Origin of the sequence: Plantibacter sp. MPB07, from assembly GCF_046619465.1 — a bacterium.
GTDB lineage: Bacteria > Actinomycetota > Actinomycetes > Actinomycetales > Microbacteriaceae > Plantibacter > Plantibacter auratus.
This window is the reverse complement of record NZ_CP177043.1, coordinates 3,779,150-3,805,088: the sequence shown is the minus strand read 5'-3', so window position 1 is coordinate 3,805,088 and position 25,939 is coordinate 3,779,150. Positions and strand designations below refer to the sequence as shown.

At 70.0% G+C, this 25,939-nt stretch carries 28 protein-coding genes; 9 read left to right on the top strand and 19 right to left on the bottom strand.

The window, feature by feature from the left end:
• The first annotated feature begins 2 nt into the window (after positions 1-2).
• From ACLIME_RS17835 to ACLIME_RS17825, 3 genes are read left to right on the top strand one after another with little or no spacing between them, the layout of a single operon-like run.
• Positions 3-584, top strand: a complete 582-nt coding sequence (locus tag ACLIME_RS17835) for an ArsR family transcriptional regulator (RefSeq protein ID WP_411557791.1) — start codon at positions 3-5, stop codon at positions 582-584.
• A 25-nt stretch (positions 585-609) separates the two neighbouring features.
• A complete protein-coding gene (locus ACLIME_RS17830; protein WP_411557790.1) occupies positions 610-1,707 on the top strand; it encodes a serine hydrolase domain-containing protein in 1,098 nt (365 codons plus the stop codon).
• On the top strand, positions 1,704-2,114 hold the full coding sequence (locus ACLIME_RS17825) for a hypothetical protein (protein ID WP_411557789.1): 411 nt from the start codon (positions 1,704-1,706) through the stop codon (positions 2,112-2,114). Before ACLIME_RS17830 ends, ACLIME_RS17825 begins: the two co-directional genes overlap by 4 nt.
• A 22-nt stretch (positions 2,115-2,136) precedes the next feature.
• Here the strand turns inward: ACLIME_RS17825 and ACLIME_RS17820 are convergent, their stop codons facing one another.
• Genes ACLIME_RS17820 through ACLIME_RS17805 form a run of 4 tightly spaced genes read right to left on the bottom strand, consistent with a single transcriptional unit; the run spans position 2,137 to position 5,695 of the window.
• The gene (locus ACLIME_RS17820; RefSeq protein WP_138946265.1) at positions 2,137-2,553 is read right to left on the bottom strand and encodes an RbsD/FucU family protein; all 417 of its coding nucleotides are present in this window, start codon (positions 2,551-2,553) and stop codon (positions 2,137-2,139) included.
• A 43-nt stretch (positions 2,554-2,596) separates the two neighbouring features.
• Complete coding sequence (locus ACLIME_RS17815; RefSeq protein ID WP_411557788.1) at positions 2,597-3,460, bottom strand: amidohydrolase family protein; 864 nt, start codon at positions 3,458-3,460, stop codon at positions 2,597-2,599.
• Complete coding sequence (locus ACLIME_RS17810) at positions 3,460-4,419, bottom strand: aldo/keto reductase (RefSeq protein WP_411557787.1); 960 nt, start codon at positions 4,417-4,419, stop codon at positions 3,460-3,462. Before ACLIME_RS17810 ends, ACLIME_RS17815 begins: the two co-directional genes overlap by 1 nt.
• Positions 4,406-5,695 (bottom strand): L-fuconate dehydratase, encoded by a 1,290-nt coding sequence (locus tag ACLIME_RS17805; RefSeq protein WP_411557786.1) that lies wholly within the window; start codon positions 5,693-5,695, stop codon positions 4,406-4,408. Before ACLIME_RS17805 ends, ACLIME_RS17810 begins: the two co-directional genes overlap by 14 nt.
• A gap of 180 nt (positions 5,696-5,875) precedes the next feature.
• On the opposite strand from ACLIME_RS17805, the gene ACLIME_RS17800 reads away from it, so the two are divergent.
• Positions 5,876-6,778, top strand: a complete 903-nt coding sequence (locus ACLIME_RS17800; RefSeq protein ID WP_411557785.1) for a fumarylacetoacetate hydrolase family protein — start codon at positions 5,876-5,878, stop codon at positions 6,776-6,778.
• Positions 6,775-7,545, top strand: coding sequence for an SDR family NAD(P)-dependent oxidoreductase (locus tag ACLIME_RS17795; protein ID WP_411557784.1), 771 nt, complete (start codon positions 6,775-6,777; stop codon positions 7,543-7,545). Before ACLIME_RS17800 ends, ACLIME_RS17795 begins: the two co-directional genes overlap by 4 nt.
• A gap of 251 nt (positions 7,546-7,796) precedes the next feature.
• On the opposite strand, the gene ACLIME_RS17790 is transcribed toward ACLIME_RS17795, so the two are convergent.
• Positions 7,797-8,132 carry a MarR family winged helix-turn-helix transcriptional regulator gene (locus ACLIME_RS17790; protein ID WP_411557783.1) on the bottom strand — a complete coding sequence of 112 codons (336 nt, stop codon included), beginning with the start codon at positions 8,130-8,132 and terminating at the stop codon, positions 7,797-7,799.
• A 39-nt stretch (positions 8,133-8,171) separates the two neighbouring features.
• On the opposite strand from ACLIME_RS17790, the gene ACLIME_RS17785 reads away from it, so the two are divergent.
• Positions 8,172-8,357: a hypothetical protein gene (locus ACLIME_RS17785; protein WP_411557782.1), complete on the top strand. Its 186-nt coding sequence runs from the start codon at positions 8,172-8,174 to the stop codon at positions 8,355-8,357.
• Positions 8,358-8,506: 149 nt separating this feature from the next.
• Complete coding sequence (locus ACLIME_RS17780) at positions 8,507-9,268, top strand: hypothetical protein (RefSeq protein ID WP_411557781.1); 762 nt, start codon at positions 8,507-8,509, stop codon at positions 9,266-9,268.
• A 294-nt stretch (positions 9,269-9,562) separates the two neighbouring features.
• Here ACLIME_RS17780 and ACLIME_RS17775 read toward each other — a convergent pair whose 3' ends face one another.
• The 6 genes from ACLIME_RS17775 to ACLIME_RS17750 all read right to left on the bottom strand — a co-directional run bounded on the left by ACLIME_RS17775 (position 9,563) and on the right by ACLIME_RS17750 (position 17,501).
• Positions 9,563-10,741, bottom strand: a complete 1,179-nt coding sequence (locus tag ACLIME_RS17775; protein WP_064297142.1) for a glycoside hydrolase family 1 protein — start codon at positions 10,739-10,741, stop codon at positions 9,563-9,565.
• A gap of 105 nt (positions 10,742-10,846) precedes the next feature.
• Entirely contained in the window at positions 10,847-12,634 is a 1,788-nt protein-coding gene (locus ACLIME_RS17770; protein ID WP_086473025.1) for an ABC transporter ATP-binding protein, read from the bottom strand.
• Complete coding sequence (locus ACLIME_RS17765; protein WP_085511969.1) at positions 12,631-13,551, bottom strand: ABC transporter permease; 921 nt, start codon at positions 13,549-13,551, stop codon at positions 12,631-12,633. The genes ACLIME_RS17770 and ACLIME_RS17765 overlap by 4 nt, the downstream gene beginning before the upstream one ends.
• Positions 13,548-14,519 carry an ABC transporter permease gene (locus ACLIME_RS17760; RefSeq protein WP_085512196.1) on the bottom strand — a complete coding sequence of 324 codons (972 nt, stop codon included), beginning with the start codon at positions 14,517-14,519 and terminating at the stop codon, positions 13,548-13,550. Before ACLIME_RS17760 ends, ACLIME_RS17765 begins: the two co-directional genes overlap by 4 nt.
• An 8-nt stretch (positions 14,520-14,527) precedes the next feature.
• Positions 14,528-16,204, bottom strand: coding sequence for an ABC transporter substrate-binding protein (locus ACLIME_RS17755; RefSeq protein WP_411557780.1), 1,677 nt, complete (start codon positions 16,202-16,204; stop codon positions 14,528-14,530).
• Positions 16,205-16,391: 187 nt separating this feature from the next.
• Entirely contained in the window at positions 16,392-17,501 is a 1,110-nt protein-coding gene (locus tag ACLIME_RS17750) for a LacI family DNA-binding transcriptional regulator (RefSeq protein ID WP_137242419.1), read from the bottom strand.
• 205 nt (positions 17,502-17,706) lie between these two features.
• On the opposite strand from ACLIME_RS17750, the gene ACLIME_RS17745 reads away from it, so the two are divergent.
• Positions 17,707-18,507: an isocitrate lyase/phosphoenolpyruvate mutase family protein gene (locus ACLIME_RS17745; protein WP_411557779.1), complete on the top strand. Its 801-nt coding sequence runs from the start codon at positions 17,707-17,709 to the stop codon at positions 18,505-18,507.
• A 123-nt stretch (positions 18,508-18,630) separates the two neighbouring features.
• On the opposite strand, the gene ACLIME_RS17740 is transcribed toward ACLIME_RS17745, so the two are convergent.
• Genes ACLIME_RS17740 through ACLIME_RS17715 form a run of 6 tightly spaced genes read right to left on the bottom strand, consistent with a single transcriptional unit; the run spans position 18,631 to position 23,839 of the window.
• Complete coding sequence (locus ACLIME_RS17740; RefSeq protein WP_064297137.1) at positions 18,631-19,497, bottom strand: prenyltransferase; 867 nt, start codon at positions 19,495-19,497, stop codon at positions 18,631-18,633.
• The gene (locus ACLIME_RS17735; RefSeq protein WP_411557778.1) at positions 19,494-19,874 is read right to left on the bottom strand and encodes a lycopene cyclase; all 381 of its coding nucleotides are present in this window, start codon (positions 19,872-19,874) and stop codon (positions 19,494-19,496) included. Before ACLIME_RS17735 ends, ACLIME_RS17740 begins: the two co-directional genes overlap by 4 nt.
• Complete coding sequence (locus ACLIME_RS17730) at positions 19,871-20,224, bottom strand: lycopene cyclase domain-containing protein (RefSeq protein WP_079704929.1); 354 nt, start codon at positions 20,222-20,224, stop codon at positions 19,871-19,873. Before ACLIME_RS17730 ends, ACLIME_RS17735 begins: the two co-directional genes overlap by 4 nt.
• Positions 20,224-21,804 carry a phytoene desaturase family protein gene (crtI, locus tag ACLIME_RS17725; RefSeq protein ID WP_124768558.1) on the bottom strand — a complete coding sequence of 527 codons (1,581 nt, stop codon included), beginning with the start codon at positions 21,802-21,804 and terminating at the stop codon, positions 20,224-20,226. Before crtI ends, ACLIME_RS17730 begins: the two co-directional genes overlap by 1 nt.
• Entirely contained in the window at positions 21,801-22,769 is a 969-nt protein-coding gene (locus ACLIME_RS17720) for a phytoene/squalene synthase family protein (protein WP_411557777.1), read from the bottom strand. The genes crtI and ACLIME_RS17720 overlap by 4 nt, the downstream gene beginning before the upstream one ends.
• Positions 22,766-23,839, bottom strand: coding sequence for a polyprenyl synthetase family protein (locus ACLIME_RS17715; protein WP_079001229.1), 1,074 nt, complete (start codon positions 23,837-23,839; stop codon positions 22,766-22,768). The genes ACLIME_RS17720 and ACLIME_RS17715 overlap by 4 nt, the downstream gene beginning before the upstream one ends.
• 85 nt (positions 23,840-23,924) lie before the next feature.
• Here ACLIME_RS17715 and idi point away from each other — a divergent pair, with 85 nt between their 5' ends.
• Entirely contained in the window at positions 23,925-24,470 is a 546-nt protein-coding gene (gene idi, locus ACLIME_RS17710) for an isopentenyl-diphosphate Delta-isomerase (protein WP_079704925.1), read from the top strand.
• 60 nt (positions 24,471-24,530) lie between these two features.
• Here idi and ACLIME_RS17705 read toward each other — a convergent pair whose 3' ends face one another.
• Both ACLIME_RS17705 and ACLIME_RS17700 read right to left on the bottom strand, forming a co-directional pair.
• Positions 24,531-24,968, bottom strand: coding sequence for a DUF1905 domain-containing protein (locus ACLIME_RS17705; protein ID WP_411557776.1), 438 nt, complete (start codon positions 24,966-24,968; stop codon positions 24,531-24,533).
• A complete protein-coding gene (locus ACLIME_RS17700) occupies positions 24,965-25,915 on the bottom strand; it encodes an EamA family transporter (RefSeq protein WP_411557775.1) in 951 nt (316 codons plus the stop codon). The genes ACLIME_RS17705 and ACLIME_RS17700 overlap by 4 nt, the downstream gene beginning before the upstream one ends.
• Positions 25,916-25,939 lie beyond the last annotated feature (24 nt).

Sequence of the window (25,939 nt, the reverse complement as noted above, 5' to 3'; positions counted from 1 at the left end):
TCATGACGACCATCGATCCCGGCGATCTCGAGACACGTCTCGCGCGTCTCGAAGCCGCCGTGTTCGCCCGACCGGCCGACGACGACACGACCACCGAGCGACCGGACGACGTCGCGTCCGCAGCCGCGACGGGCGATGCCGACGACACCTTCTGGGCGCTCCGCGGGCTCGAACAGCGCACGGCGGCGCTCGAGCACGGGGCGGTCCTCTTCACCGGATCGGTCGTCACCGGCGGCGGACCCGTGCAGTGGCAGTACGCCAGGGCGACCGACGACCTCCTCGCGCTCGGCGACGACCCCGACGCCGTGGAGTCAGCAGCCTCCGGTCCACTCGCGACGGCGGCGTCGCGGCTCGCGGCCATCGGGTCCCCCGTCCGGCTGCAGCTGCTCCTGGCCGTCGCCAACGGCACCTCCGCACTCGCAGAACTCGGTGAACTCGACGGCATCGGGACGACCGGCCAGGTCTACCACCACGTCCGCGTCCTGACTGCCGCCGGCTGGCTGCAACCCGCCGGCCGCGGACGGGTCGCGGTCCCACCCAGGCGACTCGTCCCGCTGCTCGTCGCCGTCGCCGCCATGGAATGACCACCGACCCCAGGAAGGACCCCGCATGACCACCACACCACGCAGCACGTCCCGACCCAGACGGGTCTGGGTCATCGCCGCCGTCAGCACCGCTGTCGCCCTCGCGATCGGACTCGCCTTCCGGCCAGGGCCCTCGACGCTTCCCCCCGAGGCCACCGGCGACGCCGAACTCGCGGCCACCGTCCGCGAGCTCGTCGGCCCCGACCGCAAGGCCCTGCTGGCCGTCGTCGTCACCCCGGACGGCACCCGCACCGCGACGATCGGCGCCCAGCCGGACACCCGGTTCGAGATCGGATCGGTGAGCAAGGCCTTCACCGGACTGTTGCTCGCCGACGCGATCGAGCGCGGCGAGGTCACCCCGGACACCAGGCTCGGTGAGCTCCTCGAGCTGGGCGACGCGCCCGCGGCGGACGTCACCCTCGAGCAGCTCGCCACCCACACCTCCGGCCTGCCCCGGCTGCCGATCGACCTCTCGACGATCCTCTCCTCGACGTGGTTCGCGCTCACGACGGCGAACCCCTACGGCGAGGACCTCGACCAGCTGCTCGAGCAGGCGCGGTCCGCGTCCCTCGACACCCCGAAGGGCACCTACTCCAACCTCGGTTTCGAACTGCTCGGTGCAGCCCTCGGCTCGGCCGCCGGCACCAGCTACGCCGACCTCCTCGAGGAACGGATCACCGGTCCGATGGGGCTCGACTCGACCAGCCCCGTGAGCGATGCGGCCGAGCTCGGCGACCGCGACCTCCTCGGTGAGACCGCCGGCGGACGCACGGCCGCCGCATGGACCGGCACGGCGATCGGGCCCGCCGGTGGCATCCGCTCGGACACGGAGGATCTCGCGCGCTTCGCGGAGCGACTGGCCGACGGCAGCGCGCCGGGCATCGAGGCGCTCGACCCACAAGCGGCGTTCGGCGATCGCGAGATCGGCTGGGCCTGGATCACCGACCGGAAGGCGATCGACGGTGAGGACCTCGTGTGGCACAACGGCGCCACGGGCGGCTTCGCGTCCTTCGTCGGCGTCGTTCCGGCGACCGGCACCACGGTGGTCCTCGTCTCAGCGACCCAGGAGTCGGTCGATGCGGCCGGCGTCGCCCTCCTCGAGCAGATCGGAGCAGCACGATGATCGAGATCCTGATCCCCGCCGTCGTCGCCCTCGTCGTCGCGTGGGTGCTCGCCCTCCAGGTCGTCCACGCGTGGAGTACGGGACGCTGGGCGGCGACCGAGCGCTACCGACTGGTCGTCGACGCGGTGGACAGCATCGTGATCCTCGCCCTCGTCCGCGCCCTCGCCGCGCCGGTCGGCGTCTGGTCCTGGGCGTGGGTCCTCGCCGTCGCGATCGTCGGCTTCGGACTCGCGGGCGCAGGACTCCGCTGGAACACACTCCCCTGGCACGCACCCAGGCCGAAGCGGACCGTCGACGAGCACGGGGCGACGGTCGAGACAGCCGTCGAACCCCGCACCCGCGGTCGGCAGGTCCTGTCGGGGATCTACGCCGTCGTCGGTGCCGCGATCGTCGCGCTCTGCTGGTGAGCGACCGCAGCCCGCGGTCGAGTCAGGCGCCCGGGAGCACGAGCCCCTTCCGCAGGGTGACGTTCCCGTACTTCCTGGTCTCGCCCGTGCGGATGATGAGGAACGCCGTGGCGGCCTCGTCGTAGTAGGCGAACCGGTCGACGAAGCGCACGGCGTCCTCGGTCGTGCCGGCGGCGGCGATGAGTTCCCGCTGGACGTCGAGCACCGTACCGTCGGCACTCGTCATGAGGTCGAGCACGGGCTCGTCGTCGAGCGGGATCACCGTGCGCACCGCTCGGAGGACCTCCGGCGTCGACAGCGTCGGCAGCACGACGACGCGTTCGCCGAGCCGGGTGGCCGGGAAGTGCGCGTCGGCGATCACCACCGCGTCCGAATGTCCCATCGCGTCCAGGTGCAGCAGCAGTTCGCCGCTCAGCACCGGGTCGATCCCTGTCAGCATGGTGACCTCCTCGTCATGGTTCCGTGTCCATCCGTCTGCCCGATCATGTCAGTCCGTCGACGCCGACCGGCCCGCGGGGGTCGAGCCGGTAGACGCGCGTCGCCGTCCCGCCACGCAGTGCATCGCGTTCCGCCGGCGACAACTCGTCGACGAGACCGGACAGCTCGTGCCAGACCGCACCGTACCCGCCGCTCGTGACGGTCATCGGCCAGTCGCCGCCGAGCATCAACCGCTCGGGCCCGAAGCAGGCGAGTGCGGTGTCCCAGGCCCGACGCACGTCGGCCGCCACGAACGGCCGACCGGCTCGATTGAGGCCCGACACCTTGGCGACCACGTTCGGTGACGCCGCCGCCGCGGCCAGCTCGGTCGCCCATCGTTCGAAGGCCTCATCGTCGCGCGGCGGCTTCGCGAGGTGGTCGACGACGATCGTCAGCCCCTCCTCCAGCCGTGCGAGTCCGGTGGCGTCACGGAGCAGCCGAGGGAAGGCGTTCGGGAGGTCGAGCGGAAGCCCCCGGTCCGCGAGGACCGCCGCCAACCGGCGCGCGGGTGCTGCCAGGAGCAGGCCGTCCCGGGGATCGTCGTGCAACAGCTGACGAACGCCGCGGAATCGTGGATGCACTCCCCAACGGTCGAGCAGTTCCTCGGCCCGCTTCGCATCGTCGATCGGTACCCAGCCGACGACGCCGACCACCCAGCTGCAGGTGTCCGATGCGTGGAGCATGGAGATCGTGTCGAGCTCCGTGTCGTCGGCCTGGACGAGGATCGCCGCTTCGACGCCGGCAGCCTGCAGTTCCGCGGCTGCACGCTCCGGCGTGAAGTCCTCGCGAAGTGCCTCGTCGGCCGAAGCGAGCCAGTGGTACCCGTCGGCGCGATTCCACAGATGGAGGTGCGCGTCGATCGTCCGCATCAGCCGAGCAGCCCTCTGGTGCGCAGCTCCGTCCAGAAGGTCTCGGGGATCGGCGCCTCGAAGCGCTCCACGTTCTGGATCATCTGCTCCGGCCGCGAGGCGCCGACAGCGACCGTCCGCACGGCGGGGTGGCGGAGCGGGAACTGGAGGGCGGCCGCGGGCAGTTCGACCTCGAACCGACGGCAGATCTCGGCGATGTCGACGGCGCGGTCGAAGACCTCAGGTGGGACGGCACCGTACTCGTATCGTCCGTCACGGTCGGGGACGGCGCGAGCCAGCAGACCGGAGTTGAACACCGAGGCGGCGACCACGCCGACGCCGTGTTCCAGACAGGCGGGCAGCACCTCCTCGCCCGCTGGCTGCTCGGCGAGCGTGTACCGACCGGCGATCATGATGAGATCGGTCAGGCCCGTGCGCACCGCGGCGAGGAGTGCGGCGACGTCCATCGACCCGATCCCGACCGCCCCGACGAGTCCTTCGTCGCGGAGGGCGGCGAGCGCCGGTATCCCCTCGGATATCCCGGATTCCGGATCGTTGCGTTCCGGGTCGTGGAGGTAGAGCACGTCGACGTGGTCGAGTCCGAGTCGTTCGAGGGACTCGTCGAGCGAGCGACGCACGCCGGCCTCGCTCGCGTCCCACTCGCGTCGCACGGTCGCCGGGACGACGAAGTCGTTGTCCGTGTCGAGCGCACCTTCCCCCGCGGGGTTCGGCACGAGGAGGCGGCCGACCTTGGTGGACAGGACGTACTCGTCGCGGGGCTTCGTCCGCAGGAAGGCGCCGAGCCGACGCTCGGAGAGACCGAGGCCGTAGTGCGGAGCCGTGTCATAGAAGCGGACGCCGTGTTCCCAGGCCGCATCGAGGATCGCCCAGGCCTCCTCATCGCCGAGCTCGCGGTAGAGGTTGCCGAGGTTGGCGGCGCCGTACGCGAGCCGCGGGACGAGCAGCTCAGGCACCGGCACCCCGGAAGGTGAACTCGGCGATCGACGTCGCGAGCATCTCCGAACCGCCGCCGGGGGCGACCGGCGCGCGGTACCGGCCGGCGACGATCTCGACGGGCTCGACGAAGTGCTCGTGCAGGTGGTCGACGAATTCGATCATGCGTCCATCCTCGCTCCCGGACACGGCGATGAAGTCGAACATCGAGAGGTGCTGCACCGCTTCGCACAGCCCGACGCCACCGGCGTGCGGGCAGACCGGGACACCGAACTTCGCGGCCAGGAGGAGGATCGTGATGTTCTCGTTCACGCCGGCGACCCGCGTGGAGTCGATCTGGAGCACCTGGAGGGCGTCGGCCTGCAGGAACTGCTTGAACATGATGCGGTTGGCCATGTGCTCACCGGTCGCGACCGGGATCGGGGCGACGCCGCGCGCGATCGCCGCGTGGCCGAGGATGTCGTCGGGGCTCGTCGGCTCCTCGATCCAGGCGATGTCGTAGGGGGCGAGTCGGGACATCCAGTCGATCGCCTCCGCGACGTCCCACCGCTGATTGGCGTCGACGGCGATCCGGATGTCGGGTCCCACGGCGTTCCGGGCGATGGCGAGGCGACGGACGTCGTCCTCCACATTCCCGCCGACCTTGAGTTTGACCTGCGCGAATCCGTCCGCGACCGCTTCGCGACACAGGCGGTCGAGCTTCTCGTCGGAGTAGCCGAGCCACCCGGGCGTCGTCGTGTAGGCGGGGTACCCGGCTGCGAGGAGGGCCTCGGTCCTGGCCTCCCGTCCCGGTTCGGCGCGTCGGAGGATCGTGAGGGCGTCGTCCGTGGTGAGGACGTCGCTCAGGTAGCGGAAGTCGACGAGCTCGACGAGCTCCTCCGGCGTCATCGTGGCGAGCAGCCGCCAGAGCGGCAGGCCGGCGCGTTTGGCCTTGAGGTCCCAGAGGGCGTTGACGACGGCGCCGATCGCCATGTGCATGACGCCCTTCTCGGGCCCGAGCCACCGGAGCTGGGAGTCGTAGACGAGTTCGCGCCAGAAGGCTCCGAGGGCGTCGAGCACGGGCTCGACCTCGCGACCGAGGAGGTGCTCCCGGAGGGCGTGGATGGCTGCGACCTCGACGTCGTTGCCGCGTCCGATGGTGAAGACGAAGCCGTGGCCCTCGTGGCCGTCGTCCGCGTCCGTCACGAGCCGCAGGTAGGCGGCCGAGTAATCGGGGTCGGGGTTCATGGCGTCCGAGCCGTCGAGGGTGGTCGAGGTCGGGAACCGGACGTCGTGCGTCTCGAATCCGATGATGGTACTCACGTCGGCATGCTCCTTCGGGCTGATGCCACCGAGCTTAGACATCCGACGTCTGGGCTGTCAATGCGCCCAGCTTGGACGAAATCATCTGTTGCAACGGCCGGGTCGGGCGGTAGAGTTCAGACGTTATCGGCTACGGAGCCGGGTCCGCACGCGGGCACCGGCGGAACCGGAAGGACCAGCATGCGCTTCGCCAGACTCGGCCCCGCGGACGGGGAGACCCCCGTCATGTTCGCGGGCGACACCGCGTACGACCTCCGATCGATCACCCCCGACATCGACGGAGCGTTCCTCGCCGGCGGCGGCGTCGATCAGGTTCGCGCCGCCCTCGAGTCGGGTGCGCTCCCCGTCCTCGACGGCGCCGACGAGCTCCGGATCGGCGCTCCGATCGCCCGGCCGAGTGCGGTCGTCTGCATCGGGATGAACTACGCGGCGCACGCGGCGGAGTCCGGATCCGCTCCGCCCGAGATCCCGATCATGTTCCTGAAGACGCCGAACACGGTCGTCGGCCCGAACGACGACGTCCGCATCCCGCGCGGCAGCACGAAGACCGACTGGGAGGTCGAGCTGGGCGTCGTCATCGGCGAGCGCACCTCCTACCTCGACAGCCCTGAGGACGCCCTCGGCCGCATCGCCGGATTCGTCACCGCGAACGACGTGTCGGAGCGCGACTTCCAGATGGCGGCGAGTGGCGGGCAGTGGTCGAAGGGCAAGTGCGCGCCGGGCTTCAACCCGACCGGCCCCTGGCTCGTGACGCCGGACGAGGTCGACGCCGGCGCCCTGCGACTCCGCAGCTGGGTCAACGGCGAACCGCGTCAGGACTCGAGCACGGCCGACCTCATCTTCGACGTCGCCACGGTCATCTGGCACCTGAGCCAGTACCTGCAGCTCGAACCCGGCGACCTCGTCCTGACCGGCACACCCGAGGGCGTCGCGCTCTCCGGCCGCTTCCCCTACCTCGCACCGGGCGACGTCTGCGAGGTCGAGATCGAGGGCCTCGGTCGCCAGCGACAGCGGTTCGTCGACCCGGTCCCCGGAATCGCGCCGGCGGCGAAGCCAGCCGAGGCACTCGGAGCCCGCGCATGAGCACCGAAGACACCGGCGAGTTCGACGGACTCGTCGCGATCGTCACCGGCGGCGCTTCGGGGATCGGTGCCGCGATCGTCGAACGTCTCGCCGCCGATGGTGCGAGCGTCGCGATCCTCGACCTGAACCCGTGGCCCGACGAGGACTCCGCCACCCGCCTGTCGGTGCGGGCGAACGTCGCCGACGACGCGTCGGTCCGCGCGGCGATCGACGCCGTCGTCGCACGGTTCGGCCGCCTCGACATCATCGTGAACAACGCCGGTATCGGCGCGCAGGGCACCATCGAGTCCAACGACGACGACGAGTGGCACCGCGTCTTCGACATCAACGTGGTCGGCATGGCTCGCGTGACGCGCGCGGCCCTCCCACACCTGCGCGAGTCGCCGTCGGCCGCGATCGTGAACACCGCGTCGATCGCCGCGACGGCGGGACTCCCCCAGCGCGCGCTCTACACGGCGACGAAGGGAGCCGTGCTGTCCTTGACGCGAGCGATGGCCGCCGACCACCTGCGCGAGGGCATCCGGGTGAACTGCGTCAACCCGGGCACGGCCGACACCCCCTGGGTTGGCCGGCTGCTCGACAGCGCCGCCGACCCGGCCGCAGAACGCGCCGCACTCGAGGCACGCCAGCCGCATGGCCGACTCGTCGCCGCGACCGAGGTCGCCGGTGCCGTCGCCTACCTGGCGAGCCCGAGATCAGGCTCGACGACCGGCACCTCGATCGCCGTCGACGGCGGGATGCAGGAGCTCCGCCTCCGCCCCGAGTAGCGAGGGCCGAGTCCCGATGCCGCCTCACCGTTCACAACGCAGGAGCGCCCCGGCGGTTCTCCCGCCAGACGGCCATCCCCAGGCCGACACGCCTGACTCCTCCTGAATTGCGAACGGCATGGACCGGACGGGTCCGACTGTGCAGAACTCAGGCGCACGCCGGCGCGTCCCGCCACCGAGGGGATGATCCGGCTCGACTCACCGGGACGCTCCTGAATTGCGAACCCGGGGCCGAGGATCAGGCGGGCGACCTACCGGTCGGTGTCGGGGCGCGGCCACGCGGCGACGAAGCGCTCGAGGTACGCGGCGAACTGCGCCGCCTCCTCGGGCGTGAACCCCGAGAGCGCGGTCGTGACCGCGTCGCGTCGACCCCGGTGCGCCTCCTGCAGGACCGCGCGGCCGGCGGCGCTCAGCTGCACCACGCTGCGTCGACCGTCGTTCGGGTCGACCGCGCGAGCGACCTCGCCGCGTTTCGTCGCTTCGGCCACGAGCCGGCTCGCGCGGGGCTGGTCGACGCCGATCAACTCCGCGAGCGCACTGATCCCCATGCCACCGGCCGCCTCGTCACGAGCGAGCGCGTCCAGCATCCGGAATCGAGCCGCCTGGGCGATCGCCTGCTCGCGCGGGTGACGGGCGCCACCGCCAGGACCCCAAGGCCCACCGAAGCCGGGTCCGAAGCCCGGACCGCGCCCACGCCCGCGTTCGTCCTCAGCGCCGCCGTCGGCGTCGTGCCGATGACCGCCCCCGTGCTCATCGTGGTGGTGATGACCGGGCCCACCGCGCCCACCGCGTCCGCCGAAGCGACGACCTGACTGGTCCCGTCGGATCTGGACGAGGGCCCGCTCGATCATTTCCACCGGGTCGGTTGCTGTGGGTTCGCTGGGCTGCGCTTGACGATCATCGGACATACATGTCATTATACATTTACATGTAACAGAGCATGCAAATAAGGAGACCACCCATGAACACCCCAACGACTCACCCAGAGCAGTCCACCACCCAGTCCGCCGAGCGCCCGCTCGGCTTCTGGCTCCGCACCGTCGATCACGCGCTCAAGCACTCGATGCACGAGGTGCTCGCCGAGGACGGCCTCGGCCGCCGCAGCTGGCGCACGCTCGAGCTCATCGCCTCCGGCGCCTCGAGCGTCGAGGAAATCGACGCCGCGCTCCCGCCACACCGCCGCGGACCGCGCGGCCCCGAGCGGTTCGGCCGCCGCGGCGGGTTCGGCCACGGTCGCGGCTTCGGTCGCCCCGAGCGCACCGCCGAGACGGCGGCGGACACCGCATCCGCCGAGCGTCCGGGCGACCACGAGCACGGCCACCCCGCTCACGATCGGGCCTTCGGGCGCGGGCGCGAGTCCGGTCGCGGCTTCGGTCGTGATCACCGACCCGGCGGCGCACCGTTCGGTCCTGGCCACGGCCACCACCGCGGTCCTCGTCGCTCGACCGCGGACATCGTCATGGACTTCGCCGCACGCGGCTGGGTCATCGTCGACGCCGACGGCATCACCCTGACGGACACCGGTCGCGAGGCGCACGACGCGCTCCGCACCAAGGTCGACGCGGTCCGCCAGACCGTCGCCGACGCCGTCTCACCCGAGGACCTCGCGACGACGCTCGCCAGCCTCGAGAGCATCGCCCGAGCCTTCGGCCGGGACGAGCACACGGCGCACGAACACGGCCCGCGTGGTCGCTTCGGTCGCGGCCCTCGCAGCGAGCGCTGACCGGCCGCCGGCGTCTTCCGCCCATGCGGACCCCAGCCGAACACCATGCACAGAGCCCCGGGCAGCAACCGCTGCCCGGGGCTCTCTCCGTTCGACCCACCGTCCCGTTCTCAGGACTCCGTCGCGTGTCGCCACCCACGCGAGCCCGACACACCGGATATCTCCTGAGTTGGGGACGAACGGACCACACCCGACCCCGGCACCCCTATCTCAGGACTCCGACGCGTGTCACCACCCACACGAGCCCGCCACACCGGACATCTCCTGAGTTGGGGACGACACCGGGGGCTTCAGTTACTCCGTGAGGCCGTTCGCCTTCGCGACGTTCCCGAGCCACGCGAGGCTCGGCTTCGGCGTGCGCACGAAGGTCTCGCGATCGACGGCGATGAGGCCGAAGGTCGGCCGGAAGCCGCTCGCCCACTCGTAGTTGTCGAGCGCGCTCCAGTGGAGGTACCCCTCGAGCTGGATCCCGTCCTGGATGCAGGCGTGGAGCTCGCGCAGGGCGCCGTCCGTGTAGTCGATCCGACGGGTGTCGTCTGAGGTCGCGATGCCGTTCTCGGTGATCATGATCGGCACCCCACCCGACAGCTCCCAGGCGCTCCGCACACCTTCGGCGGCGGCCGGCGGGTAGAACTCCCAACCGGTGAGCGTCGTCTCGACGCCGTCCTCGACGGGCAGCGGCCCCTTCGGCCCGATGAACGTGCGCGTGTACGCCTGGACGCCGAGGAAGTCGTCGCCGGCGGACTGCTCGAGGTACCAGTCGTCACGCGGGTAGCCGTACTCGCGCAGCATCTCGTCGGAGCCCGGCTCACCGTTCGACCGGAACGCCTGCGTCGCGATGGTCCAGCCGGACTTCAGGCCGGACACCTGCGACAGCACCTCGCGCGAACGCTTGTGCGACTCGAGGAGCGCGTCCGCCACGAAAAGGTCCGGGTTCGGTAGGCCGTACGCGACGAGGTTGGCCGCGTCCTCACCACCGGCGAGCATCGCGGCGATGTTCGGCTCGTTGATGGTGCAGACGTGTTCGACGCCCTCGCCGACGATCGGCAGGGTCAGCTCGGTGTACCGCGCGAAGAGGTCGGCGGCGTCCTTCGCCCGCCAGAACCCGTCGCGCTCGAACCAGCGCGGCACCGTGAAGTGCATGAGCGTGACGACGGGGTTGAGTCCCAGCTCGTGCGCGGTGTCGACCATGCGACGGTAGTGGTCGACCTCGGCACGCGAGACGATGCCGCGCTCGGGCTCGATCCGCGCCCACTCGATGCTGAACCGGTAGGTGTTCAGCCCGGCGTCGGCGAGCAGCTGCATGTCCTCGCGGTAGCGGTGGTAGCTGTCCATCGCGTCGCCCGAGGGCTCGACGATGTTCGTCCCGGCTTCGTGCTCGTGCACCCACCAGTTGCTGTTGATGTTGTTGCCCTCGATCTGGTGGGCAGCGGTGGCGGCGCCCCAGAGGAAGCCGTCGGGGAAGGTCAGCACGGGTGTTGCTCCTGTTTCATGTAGAGGTGTGGCCCTTCGACAAGCTCAGGGACCGGGGAGGGGAAGGCTCAGGGACCGGGGGGAAGCGCAGGGACCGGACGGGCGTCAGCGCTTGGCGCGGGCCGGGTTGGGGACGGCGTCGAGCAGCTGGATCGTGTACGGATCCTGCGGGTGCTGCAGGACGTGCGCGGTCTCGCCTCGTTCGACGACGCGACCCTGATTGAGGACCATGATGTTGTCGGTCACGAGTCGCGCCGACAGCAGGTCGTGCGTGATGTAGAGCATCGAGACGCCCCACTGCTCCCGCAGGTCCTCGAGCAGTGCGAGCACACCGGCACGCAGCGACACGTCGAGCATCGAGACGGGCTCGTCGGCGATGAGCACCTGCGGGTCGCTCGCGAGCGCCCGGGCGATCACGACTCGCTGCCGCTGTCCACCGGAGAGCTGGTGGGGCAGCTTCGCCGCGAACTGCTCGACGGGCGAGAGGCCCACCGTCTCGAGGAGTTCGAGCACGCGCTTGCGCACCGCGTCGCCCTTCAGCCCGGTGAAGTTCACCACCGGCCGGGTGAGCGTGTACTCGACCGTGTGCAGCGGGTTGAGCGCCGCGTACGGGTCCTGGAAGATCATCTGCACGTTCTTGTGCAGGTTCCGGATGCCCTTGCGGTTCAGCTGGGCGACGTCGAGGTCACCGAAGCGGACCGCGCCGGAGGTCGGCTTCTCGATGCCCGTGATGAGCTTCGCGATGGTCGACTTGCCGGAGCCCGAGGCCCCCACGAGCGCGAGTGACTGGCCGGGTTCGAGCGTGAACGACACGTCGTCGACGGCCGTGACCGCGGACTCACCGCGACGCGGCGGCGGGTAGACCTTCGAGACGGCGTCGACGATGACCGCCGACTCGGCCGAACGACCGGCCCTGGCGGCAACGGTCCCTGAGCCTGTCGAAGGGCCCGACTCGGAGCTCGCGCTCGTCGCGGTCGGGACGCTCGTCGTCGTGCCGGACACCGGAGCAGTGCCCCGGTTCGCCCGTGAGGGGAAGCCGGGCAGCTCGACGACCGCGGCGCGCGGGTCGGCGTAGTGACTGAGCAGCATCCGCGTGTAGGGGTCCTGCGGACGCTCGAGGATGTCGCGGCTCGGGGCGTCCTCGACGATGCGGCCCTCGTGCATGACGAGCACACGCTGCGTCGCCTCGAGCACGACGCCGAGGTCGTGGCTGATGAGGATGGCGGTGAACCCCTCGGCCTGCTGCAGCTCGGTGATCGTGTCCATGATCGCGTGCTGCACGAGGACGTCGAGCGCGGTGGTCGGCTCGTCGAACACCATGAGGCGAGGCTCGAGCGACAGGGCCAGTGCGATGGACACGCGCTGGCGCATGCCACCGGAGAGCTCGCCGGGGAAGCGCGCGAGCACCTGCGGCGTCAGCCCGACCTTGCCGACCAGCTCGTCCATCCGCGCGTCCCAGCGGTCGCGGGAGACGTGCCCGTGCGCCTTGAAGATGTCGACGAAGTGGTTGCGGATCGTGCGGACCGGGTTGAGCGCGTTCATGCCCGACTGCAGCACCATGGCGAACCCGCCCTGACGCTGCTCACGGAGCGCCTCGTCGCCGAGCTCGCGGATGTCCTTGCCGCCGAAGAGGATCTGCCCGCCGTTGATGCGGGCCGGCGGCTTCTGCAAGCGGGTGGCCGCGAAGCCGAGCGTCGACTTCCCGGAGCCGGACTCGCCGACGAGCCCGATGAACTCACCGGCACCGACGGAGAACGACACGTGGTCGACCGCCTGGACCGGCGCGGCACCGACGGACTCGTAGACGACGGACAGGTCGCGGACCTCGAGGAGCGCTCCGGTCCCGGCTGCCGGCGCGGATGCGCTCTCGGCCTGGAGGTTGACGGCGTTCATCGTGACTTCCCTTCACGGAGGCGCGGGTTGCTGATCGCGTCGACACCGAAGTTGATGAGGGTGAGGCTCATCGCGAGGAGCGCGATGCAGAGACCGGGGGCGAAGAGGAGGATCCACTGACCGGTGAGCAGGGCGTTGGAGTTCTGCGCCCAGTAGAGGATGGTGCCCCAGCTGACGATCGACGAGTCGCCGAGGCCGAGGAACTCGAGGCCGGCCTCCGCGAGGATCGCACTCGTCGCGGCACCGAAGAAGCCACCGGCGATGAGGGACGTCATGTTCGGCAGGATCTCGTTGAACACGATGCGGAACGGTCGGTCGCCGGAGAAGCGGGCCGCGGTCACGAAGTCACGCGAACGCAGCGACTGCGTCTGGCTGCGGAGCACGCGGGCACCCCACGCCCACCCGGTGATCACGATGACCGCGACGATCATCACGAGCCCACCGTTCTGGAGGTACGCGGCGATGACGATCATGAGCGGCAGGCCGGGCACCACGAGGAACAGGTTGACGATGAAGTTCACGACCTCGGCGCCGAAGCCCTTGATGTAGCCCCAGCTGAGACCGATCAGCACGGCGACGATCGTCGACAGGATGCCGGCGATGAAACCGACCGTGACGCTGATCTGCGAGCCGTAGATGAGCTGGCTGAGGACGTCCTCGCCCGCCGCCGTCGTCCCGAACCAGTGCTCGGGGCTCGAGTCGGCGTTCCGGGGGAACCCGTCCTGGCTCGCGCCGTACGGTGCGAGCACCGGGGCGAAGATCGCGACGAGGATGAAGAACGCGAGGATGATGAGCCCGAGGCGGGACTTCCAGTTGGCCCAGAGCGTCGCCGCCGATCGACCGATGAAGGCGAACCTCCTCGGCGGACGCACGGCCTGGTCGGACTGCAGTGTCTTGACGTGCTGTGTGGTGGTCATCGGCGGGTCCTTGGGTCGAGTACGCCGTACAGGATGTCGACGAGGAAGTTGGCGATGAGCACGCTCACGGTGATGAGCAGGAAGAGCGCCTGCATGAGCGGGTAGTCCTGTCCGATCACCGCGTTGAACAGGAGGAACCCGATGCCCGGGTATCCGAAGACCTGCTCCACGAGGATCGAGCCGCCGACCACACCGCCGAGCGCGAGCCCGAAGCCGGTGAGGTTCGGGAGGATCGCGTTGCGGGCCGCGTACTTGATGGCGACCGTGCGACCACGGAGACCGTTCGCCTCGGCGAAGGTCACGTAGTCGTCACCGAGGGTGTTGATCATCGCGTTGCGCATGCCGATGATCCAGCCGCCGAGGCTCGTCACGAGGATCGTCAGCGCCGGCAGCACCGCGTGGTACGCGACGTCGACGATGAAGTCCCAGGTGAAGGCAGGCGAAGCCGTCGGGCCGAAGGCACCCGAGGTCGGGAACCAGTGGAGGACGTAGCCGGCGAAGAACAGCAGGAGCAGTGCCGTCCAGAAGTACGGGAACGTGCTGGCGAACGTGCCGCTCAGCGTCGGCAGGGCGTCGAGCCAGGTGTTCCGCCGCCAGGCCGCGAGCACCCCGATGAGCGTGCCGAGGATGAAGGCGACGATGGTGACGATCCCGAGCAGGATGATCGTGTACGGGAACGCCTGCCAGATGAGCTCACCGACCGACTGCGGGAAGAAGGTGTACGAGACCCCGAAGTCGAGCGTGACGACCTGGTGGAGGTACGTGACGTACTGCTCCCAGAGGTTGCCGCCGGGGACACCGAGTTGGGCCTCGATCGCCGCACGCGTGGCCGCGGAGACCGGGCCGTTCTGCGCGAGCTTCGCGATCGCGGCGTCGGTCGGGGAGCCGGGCATGAGCCGCGGCAGGAGGAAGTTCAGCGTGACCGCCGCCCACAGGGTGAGGACGAAGAGGCCGAGTTTGCGCACCATGTACACGGTCACTCACCGTCCTTCCGGAGCTTGAGGTGCGTGAACACGAGGAGCGGGGTCTGGTCGTAGGTCTGCAGCGGCGCGTACGGGTTGTCCGCATCGGGCCAGCCGGTGAACTTCTTGTCGTTGTAGAGGCCCCAGAGTCCGCCGTAGTACATCCCGATGACCGGGAAGTCGCTGTAGACGATCTGCTGCATCTGGTGGCTCAGCCCCAGGCGAGTGGCCTCGTCGGTCGTCTCCTTGTACTGCGCGAGCAGCTGGTCCATCTGCGGGTTGCGGTAGCGACCGAAGTTGCTGGACGTCGTCTCGCCGATCGGCTTCGCGAACTCGCTGTTGAAGCTGTTGTTGAAGCCCTGGAACATGATGCCGTTGCCCATGCCACCCATGGCGACCTCGAAGGCACCGCTCTGGATGGCCTGCTGGTATCCCGGCGGCTGCGGCTGCTTGATCTGCACGTCGATGCCGAGGGCGCCGAGCTCCTTGCGGACCTCCTGGACCGCGCGGAGCCAGTCCGCGTAGCCGTTGGCGGTCGTGATCGAGAAGCTGAACTGCTTGCCCGACGCATCGACGAGCTTGCCGCCCTGCTGGGTGTACCCGGCGGCCGCGAAGGCCTCGAGGGCGCCGGCGGTGTCCTGCGTGATCATGCCTTGGTTCGGCAGGCTCGGGTCGAGCTCGTCCTCCTGGTTGGGGAGCATGAGGCTCGACTGGCCGGCGGCACCGAGGTAGCCCTCGGTCGCAGCGTCGGCGATCTTGTCGCGGTCGAGCGCCAGGGCGATGCCGCGGCGGACGTCGACGTTGTCGAACGGGGCGACGTCCATGTTGGGCACGAGCCCGATCACGCCTCCCGGCGGGAACCAGAACTTGTTGTGGTCGTTGGCCGCACCCCAGGTGCCTTCGACGTTCGACAGGAACGAGTACGCCCAGTCGAAGCCCTTGGTCACGATGTCGAGTTCGCCGGTGGCCGCGGGGATCACGAGGTGGTTGACCTCGATCTTGTCGGCCTGCCAGTACGTCTCGTTTTTGTCCATCGTGTACTGCTGCGAGGTGTAGTTACCGAGAACGTACGGGCCGGTGCCGACCGGGTTCGGGTTCCGCCAGGTGTCGGGGCTCTTGACGTCCTTCCAGATGTGCTCCGGGACGATGAGCGTCTGCGAGACGATGTCGGCCGCGGGGGCGTCGTCGTCGAGCAGGTGCATGATGACGTGCTGGCCCTTCACCTCGATCGTGTCGATGTGCTGCCAGGCGCCCTTCTGGTCGAGCGTCGGGTACTGCTTGATGAGGTCGAAGGTGAACTTCACGTCCTCAGGGGTGAAGGCCTCGCCGTCGGACCAAGTGGCGCCGTCGCGGATCGTGTAGTCGATCGTGCGGGCGTCCGGGAGGTCGACCTTCTCGGCGAGCCACGGCGTCTCCTTGCCGTCGAGCACGTTGATGATCACGAGCGGCTCGTAGATGTAGCTCGAGGCCGAGCGCTTGTTCACGAGGTAGGGGTTGAAGTTCCGCTCGAGCATCGGGGTGCCCTTGTCGGAGGCCAGCAGCATCGTGTCGGCGGGGATCGAGGGATCCGGCTCGCTCTTGATCTGGATGCTGCAGCCGGAGACGAGCAAGGCCGCCGCGGCGATCATCGCCGCTGCTCCGAGTCGTCTGCGCCTGCGGACCTTGGTCCGCTCGTGCGTCGTGTGCGTCATCGCCACCGTCCTTGCTGAAGTCTGTACCGGTTGAGTGTAAGCGCATACATTGTCCGGCGCAACCCGTGTCGGACATCCGATCCTGTTCGCAATTCAGGAGAGCCTCGGCGCGGCGGCCTCGCGGCGGACGGACGCGTCGCGGCACGCCGCGGGCTTCCTGAATGGTGAACGCGAGGGGAGGCGATGATCAGGACGTGATCGACTCGGAGCTCTCGCGGAGGACGACCTCGACGGGGAGTCGGACGGACATCGCGGGCAGCTTCGGCTCGGCGAGGCGACGGGCGAGTGCCTGCACGGAGACCCGGCCGAGCGTCTCCATCGGCTGCCGGACCGTCGTGAGCCGGGGAGCGGACAGGCGGCCGGCGTCGATGCCGTCGAATCCGGTGACGATGAGCTCGTCCGGGACCGCGACCCCCGCGATCCTGGCGGCGTCGATCACGCCGAGCGCCATCTGGTCGTTGGCGCACACGACGGCCCGCGGCAGCCCGTCGCGTCGGAACAGCTCCCGACCGACCCGCCGCCCGCCCTCGCGAGTGAAGTCGCCGCGGAGGGTCGGCTCCTCCGGGGCGTCGAGCGACCGGTCGGCGAGAGCCGCGCGGAACCCGCTCCAGCGCTCCGCGTCATCGGGCGAGCCGAGGCTTCCCGCCACGTACTCGAGCTCTCGGGCACCGAGGTCGTCGATGAGGTGCGCCGTGAGCGTGCGCATCCCCTCGGCGTTGCTCACCGAGACGTGATCGAGGTCGTCGCCGCGCCGGGGCCCCGCCATCACGACGATCGGGACGTGCCGCGACAAGCGCGCGAGCTCCTCCTCGCTCGCGCTCCCGGCCAGCACCATGAGGCCGTCCACCCGACCCGCCATGTCGCGCACGGTCTGCGTCGCCGTGGATCCGCGTCCGACGCCGACGAGCAGCGCGAACCCGCTCCGCCAGGACTCCAGCTCGCAGCCGCGCAGCACCTCGTCGAAGTAGAGGTTGAGCGTCCGCGTATCGGTCCGCTCCGGGATGTCGCGGACGATGCGCGCTCCCCCGGCCGCCGCCTCGTCACCCTCGAGGGCGATGTCCCCGAGGTCGTCCATCGCGTCGAGTCCCTGGAAGAACAGACCGATGACGCCGGTGCGGCGCGCGGCGAGTCCTCGTGCGGCCCCACTCGGGACGTACCCGAGTTCACCGACCGAGGCGAGCACGCGGTCTCGCGTGGCCGGTTTCACGTCGTCGGGGCGACTGAGCACCCGCGAGACCGTCGCGATGGAGACGCCGGCGTGGTGCGCGACGTCGTAGACCGTCGGCGGTTTCGTCATGGGAACGCCTTCCTTCGGCCACCAATGATACGCACGGCATCCTGCCCGCCCGGTCCACCGGCGGCGTGGGATGGCGCGCGGAGCGCCCTCGTCTTGCGTCACGGGAGCGGCCCCGACGAGCCGGGAACCGCAGCCAACCCGAACGTTCCCTGAATTCTCGACGCTTGTCGGCTGGGCGGCCGACGTCCGCTGGCAGACTGCGGAGATGACCGATCAGCATGCCAAAGCCGTCCTCCTCAACTCCCTCCACGAGCCGGGTTCCCCGCTCATCGTCACCAACGTTTGGGACGCCATCACCGCGAAGGTCGTCTCCGAGGCCCCCGGCGTCGTCGCCCTCGCCTCGGCGAGCCACTCGGTGTCGAACGTCCGCGGGCTCGAAGACGGCGGTGGCCTCGACGTCGACGAGGCGATCGCCGCCGCGAAGATCATCGTGGGCGCCGTCGACCTGCCGGTGACGATCGATTTCGAGAAGGGGTATGCGTCCGACGCCGCCGGCGTTCGCGAGAACGTCCGCCGCCTCGTCGTCGAGTCGGGTGCCGTCGGCATCAACCTCGAGGACTCCGTCGGTGCCGCGAAGGCCCCGCAGTTCCCGATCGAGGAGGCCGCGGCCCGCGTCGCCGCCGCTCGCGCCGGAGCCGAGGACGCGGGCATCCCGCTCGTCATCAACGCCCGGGTCGACACGCTCGCCGGCGACCCCGAGGCGTGGGACGAGGCCGTCGCCCGCGCCAACGCCTACCTCGAGGCCGGTGCGGACGTCGTCTTCTTCCTCGGACTCGGCACGGAGGAGCTCGTCGCCAAGGCGATCGAGCAGGTGCACGGACGCATCTCCGTCATCGGCTACCCCGGCGCGGTCCCCCTCAAGCGCCTCGCTGAACTCGGCGTCTCACGCGTCAGCTTCGGCCCCGGCACGCTCGGCCTGACCCTCGCCGCCCTCCAGCGTGCGGCGACCGGCCTCACCGAGCTCGGCGAGTACCCCGAGGACCTCGGCTTCTCCTTCGAGCTCTGAGCCTCGACTGACGACCCGTTCTCAGGAGGATCCGGGCGTGGCGCCAAGTGACCTCGGCGGCGCGCCCGGGGACTCCTGAGACAGGGTCACGGGTTCCGGTCAGGACGTCAGGACGTCAGGACGTCAGGACGTCAGGAACCAGTACCAGATGATGAGCATCGTGATGAGGAAGCCCGTCAGGAAGTTGAGGCGGAGGAACCGCTTCCACCCCGCGTTGGCCCGCTCGGCGTCCTCCTCGCGGAGGTTCCAGAACGGCAGCACACTCGCGGCGTAGGGCAGCGCGAGCAGGCCGGCCAGCGGGATGGGCCACGGGGTCACGAGCATGAGCGCTCCACCGGCCAGGTAGGCGACGAAGGCGAACCGGACGGTCGCCGCCGCACCGATCACCGTCGCGATCGAGCCGATCCCGCCCTCCCGGTCGGCGATGATGTCCTGCACCGCACCGAAGGCGTGGCTGGCGATCCCCCAGAGGAAGTAGCCGACGAGCAGCGCCCAGAGCGCGGGCGTGAAGACCGCACCGGCGAGGACGAGGCCGTAGACCGCCGGGCTCACGAAGTGCGTGCTCGAGGTGAGCGAGTCGATGAACGGCCGCTCCTTGAACCGCAGGCCGGGTGCGCTGTACGCGATGAGCGCGAACACGCTGATCGCGAGGACGAGCCACGACAGCGGCGACCCGATGACGACGAGGTAGACGAGGAACGGGACGTTCGTCACGATCGCCGCGAAGATCGTCAACCGGTGCATCCGGCGGTCCAGGACCGCGCCCTCGACGCCGCCCTTGCGCGGGTTCCGCAGGTCGGACTCGTAATCGAAGACGTCGTTGATGCCGTACATCGCGAGGTTGTACGGGATGAGGAAGTACAGCGTCCCGAGCCAGAACGTGAGGTCGAGTTCACGCGTGGTCAGCAGGTACGCCGCTGCGAACGGGTACGCGGTGTTGATCCACGACAGCGGTCGGGAGGACAGCACGAGCTGGCCGAGTCGGTTCATGCCGGGTCCTCCTGGGACGGGGATGGGGAGACGGGAGCAGGGGTTCGGCGCTCGAGGAGCACCCAGAGCGACGGGAGCAGGACGGCCGCGGCGATGGCGTAGGCGAAGTCCTCGAGCGGCGCGATGCCGATGAAGGCACCGGAGATGAGTGCCGGGTCGTAGCCGACGAGCCCGATGCCGATCATGATGTTGTCGAACAGCGCGGTCATGAGCAGGAGGACGACGAGCCCACCGCCCACCGCGAGCAGCCAGGTGCCCGCCGTCAGACCGGTGGATCGCGGTCCGCTTGCACGACGGCGATCGAGCCGCACGACCGCGAGCAGGGCGGCGACCGCCACGACGGCGAGGAACCATGTGTTGAGGGCCCAGTAGGTCATCGTCCGCTCACCTCGGCGGTACCGGTCGCCCGGCGGGACACCCGGCCGAGCGTGTGTCGCGCCGCACCGAACAGGTTCATCGTGAGGTAGCAGAGCAGCGTCAGGAAGAAGACCTCCTCGATCGGCAGCTCGGGCGCGACCTGCAGCCCGGTCATGAACGAGGTCTCACCGCGGAAGAAGATGCCGGTGCCGATACCGAGCAGGTCCCACACGAGGAAGAACACGACGCCGATCGGCAGGATGATCGCGGCCCGCCGTCGGTCGGCCCAGAAGAACAGCCGGAACCGCCGGTCGAGCATGACCATCCCGGTGATCGAGACGAGCAGCGCCAGCAGGTACAGCAGACCCATCAGCCGGTCGCCTCGGCGCGCGCGCGCAACGGCTCCGCCATCGGGCCGGTGGTGATGTCGCCGCGCATGCGCTTCACGACGAGCTCCGCGCTGATGAGGCACATCGGCAGACCGATGCCCGGGATGGTGGAGCCACCGGTGTAGAACAGGCCGTCGACCTTCTTGCTGACGTTGCCGCTCCGGAACATCGCGCTCTGCGAGAGGATGTGCGCCGGCCCGAGGGCGGTGCCCTTCCAGACGTTGAGGTCGGTCGCGAAGTCGGCCGGGCCGACGTCGCGACGCACCACGATACGCTCGGCGAGGTCGGGGACGCCGGCCCACTCGGCGATCTGCGCGATGGCGGCGTCGCCGATCTCCGCGACCCGGGCGTCTCCACCGCCACCGATGGACGGATCGGCCGGGACCGGGACCAGGATGAACAGGTTCTCGTGGCCGTCGGGTGCGACGCCCGCATCGGTCGCGCTCGGGCGGCAGACGTACAGCGACGCGGGGTCGGGCACGCTCGTCTCCTCGCCGAAGATGCGGCCGAAGTTGTCGCGCCAGTCGGCCGTGAAGAACAGGCTGTGGTGCAGCAGTTCCGGCAGCTCACCGCGGACGCCGAGCATGACGAGCACGGCTCCGGGGCCGGCGGTGCGCTTCTCCCAGTACTCGGCCGGGTAGGTCTGGAGTTCGCGGGGAAGCAGCGTCGTCTCGGTGTGGTGCAGGTCGGCGGCTGACACGACGCGGTCGGCGCGGAGCAGCTGCCGACGACCGTCGGCGTCGAGGTAGTTGACGCCGTCGACCCTGGCGCGGCGGCCGGCGGGCATCGTGGTGATGCCGGTGACCTCGGCGCCCGTGATGATCTCCACACCCTCGGCGCGGGCCAGCTCGGCGATCGTCTCGATGATCCGCGAGAAGCCGCCCTGCGGGTAGAGCACGCCGTCCTCGAGGTCGAGGTAGCTCATGAGGTGGTACATGCTCGGCGCTTCGAAGGGCGAGGAGCCGAGGAACACGGCCGGGTAGCCGAGGATCTGCTGCAACCGGACGTCGGAAACGGTGCGCGCGGCCAGGGTGTCGAGGTCCTCCGTGAGGAGCTTCGCGAGCTTCGGCATCCGGGCGAGCACCTCACGGCTCGCGAGCGTCCGGTACGACTCGAACGTCGTGTACAGGAAGCTGCGGATGGCGATCTCGTACGTCTCCTTCGCGCTGCGGAGGTACTCGTCCATCTTCGCGCCGGCACCGGGCTCCACCGACTCGAACAGGGCGAGGTTGCCGGCCCGGTCGGCGGCGAGGTCGAGGTGCCCGTCGCGGCCCTCCGAGTAGACGCGGTACGCCGGGTCGAGTCGCCCGAGGTCGAGCTGCTCGGCGGCAGAGGTGCCGAGGAGGCGGTAGAAGTGGTCGAAGACCTCCGGCATGAGGTACCAGCTCGGGCCGGTGTCGAAGGTGAAGCCGTCCTGCTCCCAGGTGCCGGCGCGGCCGCCGAGCACCTCGCGTCGTTCGAGCAGCGTGACCCGCTGGCCGTCGCGGGCGAGGAGGGCTGCGGTGGCGAGACCGCTGATGCCGCCGCCGATGACGACGGTCCGGTTGTGGGAGGTGGTCATGACTGCGAACTCTCGTCGATCGTCGGGATGGAGGCGGTGGTGCCGGTCGTGGCCGGTGTGCGACCGGCGAGCGCGCCGGCGGCGATGCGGAGCTTGACCGGGTCGGGCACCCGGACACGCGTGCGGACGAGCGCCGAGGCCGGCGTCGTCCGGATGCGTCGGGCGAGTTCCGAGAAGAGCTCCTGGGCGAGGGCGACCGCGCGACGGCTCGACTTCGGCAGCCGCCCGAGGACCGCTGCCGAGCGGTCGAGATCGGCTTCGATGTCGTCGAGCAGGCTGTGCTTCTGCGCCTCGGTGAGCTCGTCGACGGCGACACCCGGGAAGTAGCTGCGGCCGAGCTCGTCGTGGTCGGCCGAGAGGTCGCGGAGGAAGTTCACCTTCTGGAAGGCGGCACCGAGACTCCTGGCGCCGACGACGAACGCGGCGCGCTGGGCGTCGTCGACGTCGTGGCCGCGCAGGAAGATCCGCAGGCACATGAGCCCGACGACCTCGGCGGAGCCGTACACGTAATCGCGGAACGTCTCCGGCGTGTGGACGGTGCGCGAGAGGTCCGCGCGCATGGACGCGAAGAACGGACGGGTGAGGTCGGCCTCGATCCCCGCCGACCGCGCCGAGATGGCGAAGGCGTGGACGACGAGGTTGCTGCTGTACCCCGTCTCCATCGCGTCCTCGGTGTCCTGTTCAAGCGCGTCGAGCATGCGGAGGACCCGCTCGGGGTCGAGCCCGGCCGCCGCGGCCACGCCGTCGACGATCTCGTCGGCGATGCGGACAAGCGCATACACGTTCTCGACGTCCTGGCGGATGTCGCCACCCAGCAGTCTGGCCGCCAGTCCGAAGGACGTGGAGTACCGACGGATGACGATGCTGGCGGTCTCCTGCGCGACCCGGTCGTACAGCTGTCGTGCGTCGCCGACCGCCGAGGCGTCGTCGGCCAGTCGCCCGGTCCCGTCCCCTGCTGCGGTCATCGCGACCGCTCGAGCACGGTGGCGACGATGGGGCGGAGCTCGTCGCGGAGCTGCGCCGGGATGCTCGGCGAAGCCAGCTGCTCCCAGGCGCGGTTGGCGTAGTCACCGGCGAGCAGGGTCGCGTGCTGGCGGGCGCCCGTCGTCGTGAGGACGTCGCGCAGGACGGCGGCACCCTCCTCGTCGAGGTCCGGGTCGCCGAAGAGGTGCTCGACGGCGTGCCACTCGGGCTGCTCCGCCGCGAACGCCACCATGACCGTCAGCTTGCCCTCGCGGAGGTCGCCGATCGTCGTCTTGCCGGTCGTCTTCGAATCGCCGAAGACGCCGAGGACGTCGTCGATGATCTGGTAGGCGATGCCGATCTGCTGTCCAAAGGCCCCGAGCGCGTCGATCGTCGCCTCCGGAGCACCGGCCAGGACGCCGCCCGACTGCAGTGGCGCCTCGAACGAGTAGTAGGCGGTCTTCAGGCGCTCCATGCGGATGATGTCGTCGACCGTCGGGACGACGCCGCCGACCGTGAAGTCGACGTCGGCGAGCTCACCGGCTGCCGAAGCGGAGATGGCGTCGTCGAGGATCTCGCGCAGGCGGGTGCGGACCGAGTCGGCGCTCCCGGCGCGGTCGATCAGACGGTAGGACGCGGACAGGGCGAGGTCGCCCGCGATGACGGCGACGGACATGCCGCGGTGCTCGGCGAGCGGCAGCGGGATACCCGCGGTCTGCGCGATGTCGCGGTAGCTGCCGGAGACGTTGGGGCTGCCGCGCCGGACGAAGTCGCGGTCGATCACGTCGTCGTGGACGATCAACGCGGTGTGCAGGAGTTCATAGGCGGCGGCGACGTGGGCGGCCGCGACGATGTCCTCGCCACCCAGCGCCTCGTACGCCGTCATGACCATCCGGGGACGGAACCGCTTGCCGCCGGCCATGCTGCGCTCGATGGTCTCCCAGAGCCGCAGGTAGCCGGCGCCGCCGAACGACACCGCCTGCGTCTTCGCCAGTTCGAGGAACCGCTCGAGGGCATCCTCGACCTGATGCTGTTGTCGATAGGGCACGTCGACGACGTGGTGGGTCTCCATATCACGAGGCTACTTCACGGAGCGGTGAGATTAGTACGCTAGCTGTCCATTCGCGTTCGCCCCGATCGTCGGGGAGAATGGACGTATGTCGGTACCCGAAGAACTCGTCGTCCTGCTCGCCGAGGACGGCACCCGCATCGGCACCACGCCGAAGGCGACCGTCCACACGCTGGAGACGCCACTCCACCTCGCGTTCTCCTGCCACGTCATCGGGCCCGACGGACGCATCCTCGTGACCCGGCGTGCGCTCTCGAAGCTCACGTGGCCGGGCGTCTGGACGAACTCGTTCTGCGGACACCCCGGCCCGGACGAGGACAGCGTGGACGCCGTGCTGCGTCGGGCGAGTGCCGAGCTGGGCCTGCCGATCTCCGCGCCGGAACTGGTACTGCCCGACTTCCGGTATCGCGCCGTCGACGCCTCGGGCGTGGTCGAGTACGAGATCTGCCCGGTCTACGTCGCCTACACGGACGCGACGCCCGAGCCGAACCCCGACGAGGTCATGGAGTGGGCCTGGGCCGAGCCCGAATCGCTCCTGGCGTCCGTCGAGCAGGCGCCCTTCGCGTTCAGCCCCTGGCTGACGCTCCAGCTGCCGCTCGTCGTGCCGCTGCTCGCGGAGTCCGCGGCCCGCTGAGGCGCCCGGATCTGCACGGATCGAGCCGGTTTCCGAACAGATTCAGGCGACTGAGCGAGGTCAGGCGCCGCGGAGCGCTTCGACGGCCGCGGCGATCCGCTTGTCGCGCGTCGCGTCCGTCTTCGCCAGTGCGACCGGCTCGGCCAGCGCTCGCTGTCGGCTGAACGACAGGGCTCCGTAGGCGGCGAGCGCCTGCTCGTCTCCCGTGAGCGCCGTCTCGAGCTCGGGCGGTAACGGGAACACGCGCGGTGCGTCGTCGACCTCGAGGTCCACGTCGACCTCGTCGCCTCCTGCGACCCCGGCGGCGGCGCGGTTGGCGGCGCTCAATGCGATCAGGTACCGGCCGCCCATCGGCGTGATGGTGCTGCGGTAGGTGGTCGCACCGACGGTGACGACGACGGGCACGCGCTTGCCACGATCCAGGCCCTCGACGACGGCGTCGGGGATGAGGATGCCGGTGTTGTTGCCCTGGAGTTCGATGACGGTGCGGAATCTCATGCGCTCAGTATGGCCCGGGGCCGCCTCGCGGTGAAGACCAGGACGAGGGAGCCGGCGACGACCGCGATCCCGAGCACTTGTCCGAGGCTCAGCGCTTCGCCGAGGACCACGAGGCCTGCCAGTACGGCGACGACGGGACTGAGCAGGCCGAGGAAGGACACTGACCCGACGGGCAGCGCGGCGATGCCACGGAACCATAGGGCGTACGCGAGGGCCGTGCCGACGAGGGAGAGGTAGGCGTACCCACCGATCGCCGCTGCGTCCGGGGCGGCCGACGGAAGGCCCTCGACGAGGAGCAGCACCGGCACGAGAACGAGACCGCCGGCGACGAGCTGCCAGGCGGTCAGCGCGAGGCCGGAGACCGGTGCGCCGCTGGCCGCGGTCGGGCCCGGGTCCGAGCTCGCGCGCCGGCGCGCGCCGATCCGGCGGCCGACCTCCGGCCTCCCCCACCGCTTGCTCAGCACCGATCCGAGCGACATCGAGACCGCACCGGCGAGTGCGGCGACGATGCCGATCACATCGAGACGCGCGTCGGCCTGCAGCACGATGAGGGCGACGCCAGCCACTCCGGCGAACCCGGCGACGACGCGACGCACGGTCAACGCCTCCCCCACCAGCAGGCTCGCGAGCACGGCGACGAGCACGGGCCCGATCGCCCCCGTGGTCGCGGCGACCCCGCCGGGCAGTCGGTAGGCGGCGAGGAAGAGGAACGCGAAGAAGGCGCCGATGTTGAGCGTGCCGAGCACGAGCGACCGCCACCACCAGCCACCGACCGGCAGGGTTCGCGTGATCGCGAGGAGCAGGAGGCCCGCGGGCAGCGCCCGGAGCACGGCTGCCAGCAGCGGTCGTCCCGGCGGGAGCAGTTCGCTCGTGACGAGGTAGGTGGTCCCCCAGCTGATCGGGGCGATGGCGGTGAGGGCGGCGATGCGGAATTGATTGCTAAGCACTGAGCAAGAATAGCTCAGTGCTAA

Bases quoted from the DNA above. Each gene is read 5' to 3' on its own strand.
- ACLIME_RS17835 (WP_411557791.1), top strand. From the start codon at position 3: ATGACGACCATCGATCCCGGCGATCTCGAGACACGTCTCGCGCGTCTC.
- ACLIME_RS17830 (WP_411557790.1), top strand. From the start codon at position 610: ATGACCACCACACCACGCAGCACGTCCCGACCCAGACGGGTCTGGGTC.
- ACLIME_RS17825 (WP_411557789.1), top strand. From the start codon at position 1,704: ATGATCGAGATCCTGATCCCCGCCGTCGTCGCCCTCGTCGTCGCGTGG.
- ACLIME_RS17820 (WP_138946265.1), bottom strand. From the start codon at position 2,553: ATGCTGACAGGGATCGACCCGGTGCTGAGCGGCGAACTGCTGCTGCAC.
- ACLIME_RS17815 (WP_411557788.1), bottom strand. From the start codon at position 3,460: ATGCGGACGATCGACGCGCACCTCCATCTGTGGAATCGCGCCGACGGG.
- ACLIME_RS17800 (WP_411557785.1), top strand. From the start codon at position 5,876: ATGCGCTTCGCCAGACTCGGCCCCGCGGACGGGGAGACCCCCGTCATG.
- ACLIME_RS17795 (WP_411557784.1), top strand. From the start codon at position 6,775: ATGAGCACCGAAGACACCGGCGAGTTCGACGGACTCGTCGCGATCGTC.
- ACLIME_RS17790 (WP_411557783.1), bottom strand. From the start codon at position 8,132: ATGCTGGACGCGCTCGCTCGTGACGAGGCGGCCGGTGGCATGGGGATC.
- ACLIME_RS17780 (WP_411557781.1), top strand. From the start codon at position 8,507: ATGAACACCCCAACGACTCACCCAGAGCAGTCCACCACCCAGTCCGCC.
- ACLIME_RS17770 (WP_086473025.1), bottom strand. From the start codon at position 12,634: ATGAACGCCGTCAACCTCCAGGCCGAGAGCGCATCCGCGCCGGCAGCC.
- ACLIME_RS17765 (WP_085511969.1), bottom strand. From the start codon at position 13,551: ATGACCACCACACAGCACGTCAAGACACTGCAGTCCGACCAGGCCGTG.
- ACLIME_RS17760 (WP_085512196.1), bottom strand. From the start codon at position 14,519: ATGGTGCGCAAACTCGGCCTCTTCGTCCTCACCCTGTGGGCGGCGGTC.
- ACLIME_RS17755 (WP_411557780.1), bottom strand. From the start codon at position 16,204: ATGACGCACACGACGCACGAGCGGACCAAGGTCCGCAGGCGCAGACGA.
- ACLIME_RS17750 (WP_137242419.1), bottom strand. From the start codon at position 17,501: ATGACGAAACCGCCGACGGTCTACGACGTCGCGCACCACGCCGGCGTC.
- ACLIME_RS17745 (WP_411557779.1), top strand. From the start codon at position 17,707: ATGACCGATCAGCATGCCAAAGCCGTCCTCCTCAACTCCCTCCACGAG.
- ACLIME_RS17740 (WP_064297137.1), bottom strand. From the start codon at position 19,497: ATGAACCGACTCGGCCAGCTCGTGCTGTCCTCCCGACCGCTGTCGTGG.
- ACLIME_RS17735 (WP_411557778.1), bottom strand. From the start codon at position 19,874: ATGACCTACTGGGCCCTCAACACATGGTTCCTCGCCGTCGTGGCGGTC.
- ACLIME_RS17730 (WP_079704929.1), bottom strand. From the start codon at position 20,224: ATGGGTCTGCTGTACCTGCTGGCGCTGCTCGTCTCGATCACCGGGATG.
- crtI (WP_124768558.1), bottom strand. From the start codon at position 21,804: ATGACCACCTCCCACAACCGGACCGTCGTCATCGGCGGCGGCATCAGC.
- ACLIME_RS17720 (WP_411557777.1), bottom strand. From the start codon at position 22,769: ATGACCGCAGCAGGGGACGGGACCGGGCGACTGGCCGACGACGCCTCG.
- ACLIME_RS17715 (WP_079001229.1), bottom strand. From the start codon at position 23,839: ATGGAGACCCACCACGTCGTCGACGTGCCCTATCGACAACAGCATCAG.
- idi (WP_079704925.1), top strand. From the start codon at position 23,925: ATGTCGGTACCCGAAGAACTCGTCGTCCTGCTCGCCGAGGACGGCACC.
- ACLIME_RS17705 (WP_411557776.1), bottom strand. From the start codon at position 24,968: ATGAGATTCCGCACCGTCATCGAACTCCAGGGCAACAACACCGGCATC.